The 15,348-nt window shown below is 61.6% G+C and carries 13 protein-coding genes; 6 read left to right on the forward strand and 7 right to left on the reverse strand.

From position 1 onward, the window contains the following. The first annotated feature begins 1 nt into the window (after window position 1). A complete protein-coding gene (gene urtE, locus C8N32_RS04445) occupies window positions 2-697 on the forward strand; it encodes an urea ABC transporter ATP-binding subunit UrtE (RefSeq protein ID WP_107891279.1) in 696 nt (231 codons plus the stop codon). 63 nt (window positions 698-760) lie between these two features. On the opposite strand, the gene C8N32_RS04450 is transcribed toward urtE, so the two are convergent. Together C8N32_RS04450 and ahcY are read right to left on the reverse strand one after the other, a co-directional pair. Next, on the reverse strand, window positions 761-1,102 hold the full coding sequence (locus tag C8N32_RS04450; protein ID WP_107891280.1) for a DUF2853 family protein: 342 nt from the start codon (window positions 1,100-1,102) through the stop codon (window positions 761-763). Window positions 1,103-1,256: 154 nt separating this feature from the next. Next, window positions 1,257-2,651 carry an adenosylhomocysteinase gene (gene ahcY, locus C8N32_RS04455; protein WP_107891281.1) on the reverse strand — a complete coding sequence of 465 codons (1,395 nt, stop codon included), beginning with the start codon at window positions 2,649-2,651 and terminating at the stop codon, window positions 1,257-1,259. A 103-nt stretch (window positions 2,652-2,754) separates the two neighbouring features. Between ahcY and C8N32_RS04460 the strand changes: the two genes are divergently transcribed. After that, on the forward strand, window positions 2,755-3,348 hold the full coding sequence (locus C8N32_RS04460) for an HD domain-containing protein (protein ID WP_107891282.1): 594 nt from the start codon (window positions 2,755-2,757) through the stop codon (window positions 3,346-3,348). Here C8N32_RS04460 and C8N32_RS04465 read toward each other — a convergent pair. Beyond that, complete coding sequence (locus C8N32_RS04465; RefSeq protein ID WP_107891283.1) at window positions 3,318-4,313, reverse strand: LysR family transcriptional regulator; 996 nt, start codon at window positions 4,311-4,313, stop codon at window positions 3,318-3,320. The genes C8N32_RS04460 and C8N32_RS04465 overlap by 31 nt on opposite strands. A 120-nt stretch (window positions 4,314-4,433) precedes the next feature. Between C8N32_RS04465 and C8N32_RS04470 the strand changes: the two genes are divergently transcribed. The 4 genes from C8N32_RS04470 to C8N32_RS04485 are packed head-to-tail and all read left to right on the forward strand — an operon-like array spanning window position 4,434 to window position 9,391. Then, window positions 4,434-5,855 carry a form I ribulose bisphosphate carboxylase large subunit gene (locus C8N32_RS04470; protein ID WP_107891284.1) on the forward strand — a complete coding sequence of 474 codons (1,422 nt, stop codon included), beginning with the start codon at window positions 4,434-4,436 and terminating at the stop codon, window positions 5,853-5,855. Between the two features lie 22 nt (window positions 5,856-5,877). Then, window positions 5,878-6,234, forward strand: coding sequence for a ribulose bisphosphate carboxylase small subunit (locus C8N32_RS04475; protein WP_107891285.1), 357 nt, complete (start codon window positions 5,878-5,880; stop codon window positions 6,232-6,234). Window positions 6,235-6,284: 50 nt separating this feature from the next. Continuing rightward, window positions 6,285-7,088 (forward strand): CbbQ/NirQ/NorQ/GpvN family protein, encoded by an 804-nt coding sequence (locus C8N32_RS04480; RefSeq protein ID WP_107891286.1) that lies wholly within the window; start codon window positions 6,285-6,287, stop codon window positions 7,086-7,088. Between the two features lie 11 nt (window positions 7,089-7,099). Continuing rightward, window positions 7,100-9,391, forward strand: coding sequence for a nitric oxide reductase activation protein NorD (locus C8N32_RS04485; protein WP_107891287.1), 2,292 nt, complete (start codon window positions 7,100-7,102; stop codon window positions 9,389-9,391). Window positions 9,392-9,872: 481 nt separating this feature from the next. Here the strand turns inward: C8N32_RS04485 and rlmN are convergent, their stop codons facing one another. The 4 genes from rlmN to C8N32_RS04510 all read right to left on the reverse strand — a co-directional run bounded on the left by rlmN (window position 9,873) and on the right by C8N32_RS04510 (window position 14,942). Continuing rightward, window positions 9,873-11,102, reverse strand: coding sequence for a dual-specificity RNA methyltransferase RlmN (gene rlmN / locus C8N32_RS04495; RefSeq protein ID WP_107891439.1), 1,230 nt, complete (start codon window positions 11,100-11,102; stop codon window positions 9,873-9,875). 70 nt (window positions 11,103-11,172) lie between these two features. After that, complete coding sequence (locus C8N32_RS04500; protein ID WP_107891289.1) at window positions 11,173-11,661, reverse strand: invasion associated locus B family protein; 489 nt, start codon at window positions 11,659-11,661, stop codon at window positions 11,173-11,175. Between the two features lie 364 nt (window positions 11,662-12,025). After that, window positions 12,026-12,889 (reverse strand): hypothetical protein, encoded by an 864-nt coding sequence (locus tag C8N32_RS04505; RefSeq protein ID WP_146159682.1) that lies wholly within the window; start codon window positions 12,887-12,889, stop codon window positions 12,026-12,028. Between the two features lie 208 nt (window positions 12,890-13,097). Further along, a complete protein-coding gene (locus tag C8N32_RS04510) occupies window positions 13,098-14,942 on the reverse strand; it encodes an ATP-binding protein (protein WP_170106730.1) in 1,845 nt (614 codons plus the stop codon). Window positions 14,943-15,348: the final 406 nt, after the last annotated feature.

A 15,348-nucleotide genomic window follows, 5' to 3' on the forward strand; every position in this document is an offset into this window, starting at 1 on the left:
GATGTTGAAGGTAACAGACCTGACCTTGCATTATGGGCATTCGCGGATATTGCACGGGATCTCCATGGAGGCTCGTGCCGGGCGGGTGACCTGTGTCATGGGGACAAACGGTGTCGGAAAGACCAGCCTGATGAAGGCGATTTCGGGGACCCATCCGCGCTCGGGCGGGGGCGTGTCGCTGCAAGGCGAAGACCTTCCCCCGGTGCCCGCGCACCTGCTGGCCCGGCGCGGCATCGCGTATGTGCCCCAGGGGCGTGAGATATTTCCCCTTTTGACCGTGCGCGAAAACCTGGAAACCGCCTTCAGTTGCCTGCCGCGTTCCGAGAGGTTCGTGCCCGACGAAATCTATCGCCTGTTCCCGGTCCTGCGCCAGATGCAGTCCCGCCGGGGGGGCGATTTATCCGGCGGGCAGCAGCAGCAACTGGCCATCGCCCGCGCTCTGATGACCCGGCCGAAACTGCTCTTGCTGGATGAGCCGACGGAGGGTATCCAGCCCAATATCATTCAGCAGATCGGTGAGGTGATCGACCAGCTTCGGGTGCGTGGCGATATGGCGATCATTCTTGTCGAGCAGTTCTTCGAGTTCGCTTATGGCCTGGGCGACGATTTCGTCGTTCTGCGCCGGGGCGAGGTCACGCTGTCCGGGGCAAAAGCCGATGTGGCGAAGGCCGACCTGTTGCGGGGCGTGACGGTTTGAAACCGTGAAGAAAATGCGAAAGGCTGCCGGAAGGCAGCCTTTGATGCCGATGCAGCGGCGGATTCAGGCGTAAGCCGCCTCTTTGCCGAAATGCTTGACCAACATGTAATAGACGACGACACGGTACTTGTTCCGCTCTGACCGGCCATAGGTGTCGATGACCTTGTTGATGGCCTGCATCAATTCGGGTCCGTCGCGCAGGCCGAGCTTCTTGATAAGGAAGTTGTTCTTGACCGTTTCCAGTTCGCTGGGCTGGGTGGCGGCGACGGTGGCGGCGTCGGCGTTGTAGATCGAGGGCCCGCAGCCGATGGTGACCTTGGTCAGTAGTTCCATGTCCGGCTGCATGCCGCACTTGGTTTTCAGATCGCTGGCATATTGCGCGATAAGATCGTCACGTTTTCCCATTCCCCGTCTCCCTTTGGTGATGTCACAACACTGCCCGCCGGTGGCGGGAAAAGTGAAAAACAGGTTAACGGGCTGGCAGGGGCGGGCAAGCAGTTTTTTGTCCGTGCCGGACATGTAAAACCGCCCCGGAGAACCGGGGCGGCGCGCGAAACGCTCAGTAGCGGTAATGTTCCGGCTTGAAGGGGCCTTCGGGCGAAACGCCGATATAGGCGGCCTGTTCCTCGGAAAGGGTGGTCAGCCTGACGCCGATACGGCCCAGGTGCAGGCGTGCAACCTTTTCATCCAGATGCTTGGGCAGGATGTAGACGTCGTTTTCATAGGCATCGCCGCGGGTGAACAGCTCGATCTGGGCCAGAACCTGGTTGGTAAAGCTGGCCGACATCACGAAGCTGGGATGGCCGGTGGCATTGCCAAGGTTCAACAGGCGGCCTTCGGACAGCAGGATGATCCGGGCGCCGCCGGGCATCTCGATCATGTCCACCTGATCCTTGATGTTCGTCCATTTGTGGTTTTTCAGCGCGGCGACCTGAATTTCATTGTCGAAATGGCCAATGTTGCCGACGATGGCCATGTCCTTCATCTCGCGCATATGCTCGATGCGGATCACATCCTTGTTGCCGGTGGTGGTGATGAAGATGTCGGCGCTGTCGATCACGTCTTCCAGCACCACGACCTCAAACCCGTCCATGGCGGCCTGAAGGGCGCAGATCGGATCGACTTCGGTCACCTTCACGCGGGCGCCCGCGCCCCGCAGCGACGCGGCCGATCCCTTACCCACATCGCCGTAGCCGCAGACAACGGCGACCTTGCCCGCCATCATGACATCGGTGGCGCGGCGAATCCCGTCCACCAGGCTCTCCTTGCAGCCGTACTTGTTGTCGAATTTCGACTTGGTGACGCTGTCGTTGACGTTGATCGCAGGGAAGGGCAGCAGGCCTTTTTTCTTCAGTTCGTACAGGCGGTGAACCCCGGTGGTGGTCTCTTCGCTGACACCCTGAATCATGTCGCGCTGCCGGGTAAACCAGCCCGGTGTTTGCGCCATGCGCTTGCGGATCTGCGCAAACAGCGCCTCTTCCTCCTCGCTGGCGGGGGTGGCGATCAGGCTGTCCTCTCCGTTTTCAACGCGAGCGCCCAGCAGGATGTAAAGCGTTGCATCGCCGCCATCGTCGAGGATCATGTTCGCGCCGCCCTCGGGAAACTGGAAGATGCGGTCAGCGTAATCCCAGTATTCCTCCAGCGTTTCGCCCTTGATGGCAAAGACCGGCGTGCCCCCCGCAGCGATCGCGGCAGCGGCGTGATCCTGGGTGGAGAAGATATTGCACGAAGCCCAGCGCACATCCGCCCCCAGATGGACCAGCGTCTCGATCAGAACGGCGGTCTGGATGGTCATGTGCAGACTTCCGGCAATGCGTGCGCCCTTGAGCGGCTTGCTGTCGCCGTATTCCTGGCGCAAGGCCATGAGGCCGGGCATTTCGGTCTCGGCGATGTCCAGTTCCTTGCGACCGAACCCGGCCAGAGAAATATCCTTGACGATGTAATCCTGCGCCATTGCGCATTCTCCTGCTGATTTCGTTGCGGTGGACATAGCATTGCCCGTGCGGCTCGACAATGTGTGCGGGCTGTGGCAACCGGAAACGCAAGGGAGAGTCGCCATGAAACACCCCCGTGCCTGGCAAAGGATGCTTTCGGGCCGCCGGCTGGATCTGCTGGATCCGACGCCCGTGGACATCGAAGTCGAGGATATCGCGCATGGTCTGGCCTTTGTTGCCCGCTGGAACGGTCAGACAGAGGGCGATTACCCGTATTCCGTTGCCGAGCACTCCCTGTTGGTGGAGCAGATCTTTGCCCGGATCGTGCCGCAGGCGCCGGCGAAATGGCGACTGGCGGCGCTGCTGCATGACGCGCCGGAATACGTGATCGGGGACATGATTTCACCGGTGAAAGCGGCGGTGGGGCCGGAGTACGGGGCCCTCGACGCACGTCTGGCCGCAGCGATCCATATCCGGTTCGGGTTGCCCGCCACGGTGCCCGTGCGGATCAAGCGGCAGATCAAGCGGGCCGACCGGGTGTCCGCCCGGCTGGAGGCAACCCAGATTGCCGGGTTCTCCGCGACCGAGGCGAACCGTTTCTTCGGGAAGCCGGACCCGGACCTGTCCGCGGGCCTGTGCCTGCACCTGCGTCCACCCGTCGAGGTGCGCGCGGCCTATACCGCGCGTCACGCAGAATTGCTTTCGCAAATGGGCTGAGATCGCTCCGGGCGGGCGGGCAAGGCCAGGGGGGCCATGGAGTCGGCCCCCGGCGGCAGCGGCCCGGCCAGCGCGGCGGCGCGCGCATGGGTAACGAGGTGTTCCAGAAACGCCTCGGCCACAACGGAAAGATGTTTGCCCCGCGGGTAGGCGACCTGCCATTGGCGCAACAGCGGAAACCCCTTCACGTTCAGCGGTTTCAGCAACCCGAAGCGCCCTTCCAGCGCCAGGGTGTCACGGGACAGAATCGCAAGGCCCAGCCCGCCGATGACCGCCTGCTTGATGGCCTCGTTGCTGCCCAGTTCCATCCGCATCTTCAGGCGCAGCCCCCGTGCGGCAAAGAACCTCTCCGCCGCGAGCCGGGTGCCGGAGCCGGGCTCACGCAGGATGAACGGCTCTTCTGCGATGCGTTGGGGTGAGATTTCGTCCGCCTGTAGCAGCGGGTGGTCATGCCGGGCGAGAATTGCCAGCGGGTTGTCGGCGATGGCGGTGGCAACCACGTCCAGCCCCTCGGGCGGGGTGCCCAGAACGCACAGATCGTCTTCGTTGCCGGTTAGCCGTGCAAGGACGGTTTGCCGGTTGGTAACGGTCAGGGCGACTTCCACTCCCGGATTGGCGGTGCAGAACTCCCCCAGCAGGCGTGGCATGAAATATTGCGCGGTGGAGACGATCGCCAGTTTCAGCCGTCCCTGGCGCAGCCCGCGCAGGTCGTCGAGCTGCATCTGCATCCGTTCCAGCCCATCGAGCGTTTCCTGCGCGGACTCACGCACCACATGCCCGGCTTCGGTCAGGTGAATCCGCTTTCCGATCCGTTCCAGCAGGGCCATGCCCAGCGTTTCCTCCAGCTGTTTGACCTGCGTGAAGGCGGCGGGCTGGGTCATGTTCAATTCCTCCGCCGCGCGGGTGTAGCTGAGATGGCGGGCAACAGCCTGAAAGACCTGAAGCTGACGTAAGCTGATGCGCATACTATAACCTTTCATATATTCTGTTACTAAAAACTATTCATTTTGCCTTATTGCATCAAGGGGCCATAGTTTGCCCGTCCCAAGAAGGGCCAAAACAGCATAACCCCCGGAGGAGGCGACATGGCTGCCAAGAAATACGATGCCGGTGTGAAGGAGTACCGATCCACATACTGGGAACCCGATTACAAGGTAAAGGACAGCGACGTGCTGGCCGTTTTCAAGGTGATCCCCCAGCCAGGGGTCGACAGGGAGGAAGCCGCCGCCGCAGTTGCCGCCGAAAGCTCCACCGGCACCTGGACGACCGTTTGGACCGACCTTCTGACCGAGCTGGATTACTACAAGGGCCGGGCTTACGCGATCGAGGACGTGCCCGGCAATGACGATGCGTTCTATGCGTTCGTCGCCTACCCGATGGATCTGTTCGAGGAAGGGTCCGTCGTGAACCTTTTCACCTCGCTCGTCGGCAACGTGTTCGGCTTCAAGGCGGTGCGGTCGCTGCGTCTGGAGGACGTGCGCTTCCCGTTGTGGTTCGTGACCACCTGCTTTGGTCCTCCGCATGGCATCCAGGTCGAGCGTGACAAGCTGGACAAGTACGGACGTCCGCTGCTGGGTTGCACGATCAAGCCGAAACTTGGCCTGTCGGCCAAGAACTACGGCCGTGCCGTCTACGAGGTTCTGCGGGGCGGTCTCGACTTTTCCAAGGACGACGAGAACGTCAACTCCCAGCCGTTCATGCGCTGGCGTGACCGGTTCCTGTTCTGCCAGGAGGCCATCGAAAAGGCCGAGGCCGAAACCGGAGAGCGCAAGGGCCATTATCTGAACGTCACCGCACCGACCGTCGAGGAGATGTTCAAGCGAGCGGAGTTCGCAAAGGAGATCGGGACCCCGATCATCATGTCGGACTATCTGACGCTGGGCTGGGCGGCGCATAACTCCCTGTCCAAGTGGTGCCGTGACAACGGTCTGCTGCTGCATGTCCACCGGGCCATGCACGCGGTGATGGACCGCAACCCCAACCACGGTATCAACTTCCGCGTCCTGGCCAAGCTTCTGCGCCTGCTGGGCGGCGATCACCTGCACTCGGGCACTGTCGTGGGCAAGCTTGAGGGTGACCGGGAGGCCACGCTGGGCTGGATCGACCTGCTGCGGGATCGCTATGTCAAGGAAGATCGCGATCGCGGTATCTTCTTCGATCAGGACTGGGGGGCGATGCCGGGGGTTTTCCCGGTCGCGTCCGGCGGTATCCACGTTTGGCACATGCCGGCGCTGGTGTCGATCTTCGGCAACGATTCGGTCTTGCAGTTCGGCGGCGGCACGCTGGGCCATCCCTGGGGTAACGCGGCCGGTGCCGCGGCGAACCGGGTTGCGCTGGAGGCCTGCGTGCAGGCCCGCAACGAGGGCCGTAACCTGGAGAAGGAAAGCAAGGAAATTTTGACCAACGCCGCCAAGTCCAGCCCTGAACTGAAGATCGCCATGGAAACATGGAAGGAGATCAAGTTCGAATTCGACACCGTCGACAAGCTGGACACCCAGCACCGCTGAGCCGAGAAAAGGAGACATCAAGATGAGCAACGTTCAGGATTATTCCTCGCGCCTGTCCGACCCGGCCAGCCGGAAGATGGGGACCTTCTCCTACCTGCCGGAAATGGACGCCGATCAGATCCGCAAGCAGGTGGAGTGGATTGTCAAGCATGGCTGGAACCCGGCCATCGAACATACCGAGCCCCAGTTCGCAACTTCGAACTACTGGTACATGTGGAAGCTGCCGATGTTCGGCGAAAGCGATGTGGATGCCATTCTGGCAGAACTGGAGGCCTGCCGTGCGGCCAACCCGGAGAACCACATTCGCCTGATCGGGTACGACAACCATACCCAGAGTCAGGGTGCCAGCATGGTGATCTATCGCGGCAAGACCGTGTAAGCCATTCCGCCGCCCCGAGCGGGGCGGCGGCCTTCCAAAGGGTGAGCGAGATGACCGACGACCTTCAGCAATACCTTGTTCCGCAGGAACCCTATTATCGCGCCGTAGACGATGAAGTATCCCTCTTTGAGGCGGCCTACGCAGCAAAGATGCCTGTCATGCTCAAGGGGCCGACCGGCTGTGGCAAGACACGCTTCGTGGAGTATATGGCGTGGAAGCTGGGAAAACCTCTTGTTACCGTCGCCTGCAACGAAGACATGACTGCGTCGGATCTTGTCGGGCGTTACCTGCTGGATGCGGACGGGACGCGATGGCAGGACGGGCCGCTGACCTTCGCCGCCCGCCACGGTGCGATCTGCTATCTCGACGAGATCGTCGAGGCCCGCCAAGACACCACCGTGGTCATTCACCCGCTCACGGACAACCGCCGCGTGCTGCCGCTTGAGAAGAAGGGCGAATTGCTGCGTGCGCACGAAGACTTCCATCTCGTGATCTCCTACAACCCCGGCTACCAGAGCCTGATGAAGGATCTCAAGCAGTCCACCAAGCAACGTTTCGGCGCGCTGGACTTCAGCTACCCCAAGCATGGCGTGGAGGTAGAGATCGTCGCCCACGAAGCCGGCGTGGACAGTGCGGCCGCCGACAAGCTGGTCTCCATCGCCGAACGGGCCCGCAACCTCAAGGGCCACGGGCTCGATGAAGGCATTTCCACCCGGATGCTGATCCACGCGGGCAGCCTGATGGCGCGTGGGATCGCCGCGCCTGCCGCTTGTGAGATGGCGCTCGTCTCGCCCATCACCGACGACCCGGACATGCGCGATGCGCTGGATGCCGCTGTGGGAACCTATTTTTAAGGGGGCGCGCGATGGCTCAGACCCTTGCCGACCATGCCGACCTGACCGAAGATCTGACCCCGGCCCAGCGAGAGGCGCTGGCCGCCAACTGGGCGGATGCGGTGCGCGCGCTTTCCCCGCGCGGGCTGGACAACTGGATCAAGGGGGCCGTGGCGCTGCATCGCATGGGCCGGGGCGTGGATATCGCGGTGGTCTGGATCGAAACCGTTCCCCAGCTTGCCCGTGATCTTGGCGAAGACATCGTCCCCGATCTTGCGCAAAGCTGCCTTGGTTTTGCCTCCCGTACTTCCGGCGGTGTGATCGAGCGCATCATCGCCACGGCGCCCGTCGCCGCGAAGCGGTTGGGCGATGCGGATCTGTTCCGCTCCTACCTGCAGTTGCTCAACCAGCTTCTGGGCCAGGCCCCGCGCGGCTTGCGCCCGATGCTGGACAAGCTTGAGGATCTGCTCGCGGTTCTGACGCTGGGCGGCCTGCGCCGCTGGGCCAGTTGGGGTGCGCAGGCGCATCGCAGCAATTTTGAGGAGCTTGCCCGTTATTTCGCGCTGGAGAGCGATGAATCCCGTGCCATGGTCCAGAAGGAACGCAAGGGCACCCTGTTCGTCGATATTCATCGACGGATCGGGATGTATCTGCGTGCATTATGGGGGCGCGATTTCCTGATGCGCCCCACCGCGGGCGACTTCGAAACCCGCGAGGGGGCGCGACCCTTCATCGCCGATTTCTTCCTGCATTTGCCGGATGCCTATGACGACTGGAACGGACAGCCGGGGGTGGACCTTTACCGCGCCGCTGCCGCCCATGCCGCCGCCCATGTCATGTCGACCACCGAGCGACAGGATGCCGACCCCCTGAACGCGTTGCAGCAAGCCTGTGTGGGCCTGTTCGAGGATGCCCGCGTCGAGGCATTGGCAATTGCCCGCTTCCCGCGGCTGCGGGATTTGTGGCGCCGGTTTCATACCTCACAGCAGGACGGGATCGGGGCGGTGTTCGATGCCGTCGCCCTGGCCCTGCTGGATCCGGGTGCCCCCTGTGAGGAGCCCCACGCGCGCTGGGCGCGTGACGCTTTCGCCGCAATCGACCTCAACGATCCCGCCGCCATCCGGGCGCTTGGGCTGGAGCTGGCCGAACGTTTGCGGGGCCAGCCGTTCTCCCCCTGGCGCGACGGGCAATCCGCGCCGTATCGCGACGATAATCGATACCTCTGGGAGGTCGAAGAGGCCGACTGGGAAACAGCCGCTTTTCTTCCCGACCAGCAGGTGCGCAAATACGTCTCGGTTTCCGAAATGGTGAACGAGGTCGAGGTGGAAACCGCGGGCGATGACGCCCAGGAAATCTGGGTCTCCGCGACAGAATTTTTCGATGATGACGGTATTTCCTTCAACGAGAAGGAAGGCAAGGAGCCGACCGCCCCGCCCAGGCCTTATGACGAGTTCGACTACCAGATCCAGATGAATCGCCCGGCCTGGGCGACGGTTCTTGAAAAACGGCCCAGGCTGGGGGATCCGGCGAAGGTGGATCAGATCCTTGCCGAGAACCGCAAGCTCATCGCCCGCATGCGGCACCTTCTGGAAGCCATGCAGCCGCAGGGTGTGCAGCGTATCCGCAAGCTGGAAGAGGGGGACGATCTGGACCTGAACGCGGCGCTGGAGGCGCTGACCGACATCCGTATGGGCCGCCAGCCCGATCCGCGGGTGATGCTGCGCACGGTGCGCAAGACGCGCGACATTGCGGTAATGGCGCTGCTGGACTTGTCGGAATCCACCAACGACCCCGCTGCCGGCCAGGACCAGACCGTGCTGGACCTGACCCGGAGCGCGACCGTCCTTTTGGCCGAGGCAATCCATACCGTGGGGGATGCCTTTGCACTGCACGGGTTCTGTTCTGACGGGCGGCACAACGTATTTTACCAGAGATACAAGGATTTCGACCAGAAATGGGATGAGATGCCGAAGGCCCGGCTGGCAGGAATGCAGGGGCAGTTGTCCACCCGCATGGGGGCGGCCATCCGTCACGCGGGGTATCACCTGGGGCAGGTTTCTGCCGCCAAGAAGCTGATGCTGGTCCTCACGGATGGCGCCCCGGCCGATATCGATGTGCGTGACCCGCAATACCTGCGTCAGGATGCCCGCGCCGCGGTGCAGGAGGTCGCCCGCAATGGTGTCATTCCGTTTTGCCTGACCCTGGATCCGCGGGCTGATTCCTACGTGTCGCAGATTTTCGGGCCGCGCAATTACCTGATCCTGGACAATGTCGAGCGCCTGCCGGAGCGTCTGCCCCAGCTTTATACCGGGCTGACACGCTAGGCCGGGCAGGCAGGGGCCAAAGAAAAACGGCGCTTGCCCTTCCAGCCCGCCTGTGCCGGGTTCCCGGGCAGGCGGAAAGCGTGCCTGGGAACCGCGCCTCCGCGACCGCCGTGTGAGGCAGAAGGGGAGATGCCGATCGTGAAATCAAAGGTGCGGCCCGTTCGAGTGCGTGGTGTCTTGCCGGGCGGATTGAGGGCCCGCGCGAAACGTACTTGCAAGGATGGGATCTTGGCGGCCCGGCGCGAGGCCCGCCCGGCGAATCTCATCGGGCCGGGTCCGGCGTGTGAGGCTTTTCATTGGGCGCGACCTTCCGCCACCGGCTGGCTGAGGTGACAGGCAACCGGAAAAGACCGCGCTTTCCGGCATGGCCGCACACCGGGTCCGTCGGGTCACCCGGCACGGTCCCGTTTCGGAGAGACCGACGGCCAGATCCCGTCACGCCGGTGGCCGTCCGGGCCCGGCGCAATCGCGAGATTTTCAGTCAGTGCACGTCAGGCGCGTTGGGACGGCGGACGATGCGTTCGGGTTGGGGCAGGCCGGCCTCTGCCGCGATCTCAAAGCGGGTTTTGCGCGCCCGCTCGGTCGCGGATTTCAACTGCCCGCAGGCGGCCATGATATCTTCACCCCTGGGGGTACGGATCGGGCTGGCGTACCCCGCCTTGTAGACGATGTCGGCAAAAGCCTCGATCCGCTCCCAGCCGGACCGTTTGTAGGGGGCGCCGGGCCATTCGTTGAACGGGATCAGGTTGATCTTGGCCGGAATGCCCGCGATCAGCCTGACAAGGCGGCGCGCGTCTTCGTCGCTGTCGTTGATGTCCTTGAGCATCACGTATTCGAATGTGATCCGTTCGGAGTTGGACAGCTTCGGATAGGCGCGCAGAGCCTCGAACAACTTTTCCAGGTTGTATTTGCGATTGATCGGAACGATCTGATTGCGCAGCGTGTCCGTGGTGGCGTGCAGGGACACCGCCAGCATGCAGCCGATCTCTGTCGCGGTGCGGGCGATTTCGGGCACCACGCCAGAGGTGGACAGCGTGATCCGCCGCCGGCTGAGCGACAGCCCCTCCCCATCCATGGTGATGCGCATCGCGTCGCGCACCGCATCGAAGTTATAGAGCGGTTCTCCCATGCCCATCAGAACGACGTTGGAGACAAGACGGGTTTCGTCCTTGGGATGGCGTCCGGGTTCGGGCCATTCGCCGAGGTCGTCGCGGGCGATCATGATCTGACCGACAATTTCCGCCGCCGTCAGGTTGCGCACCAGGCGCTGGGTCCCGGTGTGGCAGAAGGTGCAGGTCAGCGTGCACCCGACCTGGGACGAAATGCACAGCGTGCCGCGCCCGGTCTCGGGGATGTAGACCACTTCGACTTCATGTCCGCCCTGGATACGGACGAGGTATTTCCGCGTCCCATCGGCGGAGACATTGCGGGACACGACCTCGGGCACCGCAATGGTGAAATGGTCGGCCAGGCGGGCACGGTAATCCTTGGCGAGGTTGGTCATCTCGCCGAAATCGCGTACCCCGCGCTGATAGATCCACTGCCAAAGCTGGCTGACGCGCATACGCACCTGACCGTCCGGTGTGCCGGCGGTTTTCAGGGCCTCGGCCAGTTGCGGGCGCGTCAGTCCGACGAGGTTGATCCTGGATTCCTCGGGCAGCTTGCGCGGAATTGTCACCGCCTCGGGCATGATCGGTGGGGTCGCGGTCATTTCGCGCATCTCCATCGGGGTAAGTGCACCCCAGTACAGGATTCGGCGCGGGAAATAAACACCCCGCCGGTCAGCCGCCGCAGCGCCGGGCGGCTTCGTTGACCGCGGCGGTGAACCCCATCAGGGAAAACGTGTCCTTCGTTGTCGTCCCGCGTGAGGATACGCCGGTCGCGACCGCTTCCGCCCCGCCTTTCATCGCGGTCATGATCGCCGCCTGGTCGGCTTCCGAGGCCGGCCAGGCCCACTCCCCCTCGGTGAAGAAGTCATAGCTTTTGTCGCCGATCTGCATCTTTACCGTCGAGCCGGAGGCAAACGGGTAGCCGCCGGTAAACGAAATCTCCCCCTTGACGCTTTGCCCCGGCCGGTAGGACACGAATAAAAGGATATCGCCCCGCCGAACCTCGACGACCTTGCCGTTGCGGGAGTTCACGGTTTTCTTGGGGGCAGAAACCCCCCAGCATTCGGTCGGGTTGTCTTCGACGAAGACGCTCCAGTCCGAGTTGGCGGCGACGCGGTTCGACGAATCCTGCGCCTGCGCCGCGAAAGCCGTCAGCGCCATCAGGGCGCCGGTCAGCCCGTATCTTATCCGCTGTGAAGTGCTCACTCGCTGCCTCCGGTATATTGCCTGCCTAACGGATGAAATCCTGCCCGAAGATTTCGTTTTCCATGGCGAACCTATCTCGAAAAGGCCAAACATTTAAAGACCCGTTGGCAGAAAATCGCGCAGGCGTGAGAAAGTCCGGAAGGGTCACGGACGGCGAACCTGGAGAATGCTGCGGGGCCGTGCGTCATCCGTGCGCTGGGCAGCGTCGCGGTGAGGAGGAATTTCTTGCCAAACCTGGGCGGGCACATTCCAGGGCGGAACCGTCGCCCGACCCGGCCCTGAGGTGACGGGGCCGTGTGCTCCCGGAGGCGCCGAAAAGCTAATTAATGGTCTTGGCGCCGAAAACCTCTGCGGGGCTGACGGCATATTCGTCAATCGCGGCCTGTGCGGCAGGCGTCATATACGGGTTTTCCAGGTAGATCAGGTTGATCGCATCCAGGTTGATACCACGAAACGCGTTCTTCGATTCCGGGTGGGTGCGCAGCAACTCGGCATGGGAGCCGTCCTCGAAGGCGCGCAACAGGCCTTCTTTCAAGGCATCATGAAGATCCTGATTGTTGCGATCGACCATCAGGAAATGTTCTCCGGGCCAGATCAGCATGACATTCGGCAGCGGTGCGACACCGAGTTCTTCTTCGCGCCCGTTGAACATCCCCAGGGTTCCGATGGCGGAATATGGCATCAGATCCGCCCGTCCGGATGCGAGCATGTCGGGCATGTTCGCGAAATCTCCCTCCACCACGGAGATGCTGTGTTTTTGGAAGCCAGGTATCGTGCTCCACTTGGGGCCCTGAAGCACACTGAATTGTGCCAGGTCCTCGGCCGTCCTGATCTGGGCGAAGCGATCGATTTCATCCTTTTTCGCCCAGATCAGCCAGTATTGAAACATCCCCCTGAGCAACGGGACATGCACAACCAGCGTTTCGATTTCGCGGTTGGGGCGCGGAGCCCCCCACATGACGTTTCCCTCATCGCCGTAGATGGTGAGGTTCATGGCCGTTCGGTCGGGCGCGGTCGGCAGCGTACTGAGATCCAGATCGAACGGCCGCCCGCTTTTCTGCAACGCCAGTTCAAGGATGGACCACTGGATGAACCCCTTGGGTTCAACGCTGCGCTCCGCCAGAAAACGAACTTTCAAAACATCTTGCGCGGCCTGGGGTTCTTCGGCGATTGCGGGCGACATTCCCGCCATCAAGGCCTGACAGACGATCAGCGAAGACAAAATTCGTCGCGTTGCCCCGTGCAAGCCGTGCGGGTGCCGCGGCTTCAGGGGGGGAAGAGCACGGCTTGTCCCGTCCGGACCGGTTTGCCCGGAGCGGATGGCCCGTGTGAGGGGATATTGGCTTTGGCCACATGTCCGGCAGACGCCATCGGCCGATGTTGTCAGGAGATCACGGGCCATCGCACACCTCATTCAACTGGGTCAGAACTTCGACGAGCCGTTGTCGGCTGAATGGTTTTTGCAATAGTATCGTATTTTGGTCGAACCGGCCAGTTTCTCCGAGTATCCCCTCAGAGTAGCCGGACATGAAAACGGTTTTCAGCCCCGGCCAGAGTTGCGAAAGCACCTCTTTGACATCCGGCCCGTTCATGCTGTCAGTTAAAATCACATCGAGAATGGCGATGTCGACGGGCGTATTATTTTGCGCATACGCGATGGCGTCCTGCCCACTCGTGAACGTGATGACGGTGGCCTGCATCGTCTCGAGGTGATCTTTGACCACCTCCAGCACATCGGGATGATCTTCCACGACAAGAATACGCTTGCCCGACAGGTTCTCCCTGCCCGCAGCAATATGGGGATGTGCCATACCGGGTATCTGCCCGTCCGCCTCCTGCTCTGAGCGCGGCAGGTACAGTTCCACCCTGGTCCCGACATTCTCCTGGCTGTGTATTTTGACGTGCCCCCCGGATTGCTTGGCGAAACCATAAACCATGGAAAGGCCAAGCCCGGAGCCCTCCCCCTCTGGCTTGGTTGTGAAATAAGGCTCGAAGGCATGTGACATGACGGTTTCGCTCATACCTTCGCCGGTATCGCTGACGCGGAAGCACACATAGTCGCCGGGTTCCAGAGTGTCTTCCGTGGCGCAATATTCCGCGTCGAGCCGGGCATTGAAGCATTCGATGAGGATTTTTCCCCCCTTGGGTGTGGCATGACTGGCATTGATCGTCAGATTCAAAAGCGCCGCCTCAAGCTGTCGCTTATCCGCCAGGCAGGGCCAGACATCAGGATCGGCGGCAAAGTTGAACTCATGCTGCTCACCCAGAACCGGGCGCGAAAACTTGTGCAATTCCTGCAGGAAATCACCCGCCAGGATTATCGAAGGGGCCAAGGGTTGTTTGCGTGAGAAAACAAGAAGTTGTGCGGCAAGATCCGCCCCCCGGATCACTGTGCTTCGGGCACGTTCCAGCGCTTTGCGCTCCGCCTGCGTCAGCCGTTCGGGGCGGACCAGTTCCAGATTTCCAAGGATGATCGCAAGGATGTTGTTATAGTCATGCGCGACGCCGCCGACCAGTTGCCCAACGACCGACAGCCGTTCGGACTGTCGCAGCTTTTCGTCAAGTTTCAGGGCCTTGCTATTGGCTTCTTCCAGTTCTTGCAGATGCTTGCGACTCGCCGCAAGGATGCTGTTGGCCGACAGTGCGACCATCGTGACTTCGTTTTCGGCTTTCCCGATCGAACCGGGCAGGTCGAACGGCTCTGGCTGACGGGGGTCGACGCGGTTGAGTTTTTCGGCCAGCCAGCTCAAAGGCCGGGACAAGGTCACGTAAAACAGATTGAGCAAAATGAGAGTCAGAATCAGATTTTTCAAAAGACCGGAAAGCATCGACCGTACGGAACGGCTGTAAAAGTCGCTCAGGAGCGTGTTCTGGTTCACCATGACCTCGAGCGTTCCGACATTCAGCCGGGTCGACTGATTTGTCAGATCGATGCTGTAGTTCCGAAACGGTTTTGAGAAGAGAGGGGTCAGGCGGTCCAGAAGCGAGGGCTCAAAAGCACGGCGGACTTCCGCGAGAACGGCCCCCCGTTCATCGGAAATCCTGACTTGAAACATGAAATCGTAAATCATCAGAGACTTTATGGCTTCGGCTGCAAGGTCCGAATCCAGTTGAAAGGCCGCCTCTGCCGCGCCGGAGGAGGAAATCTGCAAAATGCTCTGAATAAACGTTTCGTCGCGTTTCGTTTGGGTCCTGTAATCCTGAACGATCTGGATGCAGCCGGTAACCAAACCCAAGGCGGCTGCAATCATCAACCCGTAAGCCGCCAGGGTAACTGCGATTCCCGATCTGACTTTGCGTCTCCTTTGAGTCATATCCTCAACCTGAGCGGAGTGCATTCATTAGACGGCGGCGGCGAAACAAGCGGCTGAGCAGCGGGTCGTGATCGGTATTGGTCGCCGTTTCGCGGGGAAGGAAAAGGAACCTTCATGGGTTTTCAGAGCGGAGTTCATCCGGGTTGCAATATCCTCTTATACTTTTTTTTAACTGATGGTTACAGGCTTTCAGGCCGCCCGTGGGCAATGCAAGTCTTTTATGCCTCTGCGGGCGTTGCGGGGATTGCGGGCGCCGGTCGCTTTCAGGTCGTTACAATGCGGATTCCGGCGGCCAGGTCGTTACGCTTCCAAGGGCCTTCGTGGGGCC

Source organism: Rhodovulum imhoffii (genome assembly GCF_003046545.1).
GTDB lineage: Bacteria > Pseudomonadota > Alphaproteobacteria > Rhodobacterales > Rhodobacteraceae > Rhodovulum > Rhodovulum imhoffii.

What these genes read in the sequence shown, in the direction of transcription:
- urtE (WP_107891279.1), top strand. Translation starts at nt 2, where the DNA reads ATGTTGAAGGTAACAGACCTGACCTTGCATTATGGGCATTCGCGGATA.
- C8N32_RS04450 (WP_107891280.1), bottom strand. Translation starts at nt 1,102, where the DNA reads ATGGGAAAACGTGACGATCTTATCGCGCAATATGCCAGCGATCTGAAA.
- ahcY (WP_107891281.1), bottom strand. Translation starts at nt 2,651, where the DNA reads ATGGCGCAGGATTACATCGTCAAGGATATTTCTCTGGCCGGGTTCGGT.
- C8N32_RS04460 (WP_107891282.1), top strand. Translation starts at nt 2,755, where the DNA reads ATGAAACACCCCCGTGCCTGGCAAAGGATGCTTTCGGGCCGCCGGCTG.
- C8N32_RS04465 (WP_107891283.1), bottom strand. Translation starts at nt 4,313, where the DNA reads ATGCGCATCAGCTTACGTCAGCTTCAGGTCTTTCAGGCTGTTGCCCGC.
- C8N32_RS04470 (WP_107891284.1), top strand. Translation starts at nt 4,434, where the DNA reads ATGGCTGCCAAGAAATACGATGCCGGTGTGAAGGAGTACCGATCCACA.
- C8N32_RS04475 (WP_107891285.1), top strand. Translation starts at nt 5,878, where the DNA reads ATGAGCAACGTTCAGGATTATTCCTCGCGCCTGTCCGACCCGGCCAGC.
- C8N32_RS04480 (WP_107891286.1), top strand. Translation starts at nt 6,285, where the DNA reads ATGACCGACGACCTTCAGCAATACCTTGTTCCGCAGGAACCCTATTAT.
- C8N32_RS04485 (WP_107891287.1), top strand. Translation starts at nt 7,100, where the DNA reads ATGGCTCAGACCCTTGCCGACCATGCCGACCTGACCGAAGATCTGACC.
- rlmN (WP_107891439.1), bottom strand. Translation starts at nt 11,102, where the DNA reads ATGACCGCGACCCCACCGATCATGCCCGAGGCGGTGACAATTCCGCGC.
- C8N32_RS04500 (WP_107891289.1), bottom strand. Translation starts at nt 11,661, where the DNA reads ATGGCGCTGACGGCTTTCGCGGCGCAGGCGCAGGATTCGTCGAACCGC.
- C8N32_RS04505 (WP_146159682.1), bottom strand. Translation starts at nt 12,889, where the DNA reads ATGTCGCCCGCAATCGCCGAAGAACCCCAGGCCGCGCAAGATGTTTTG.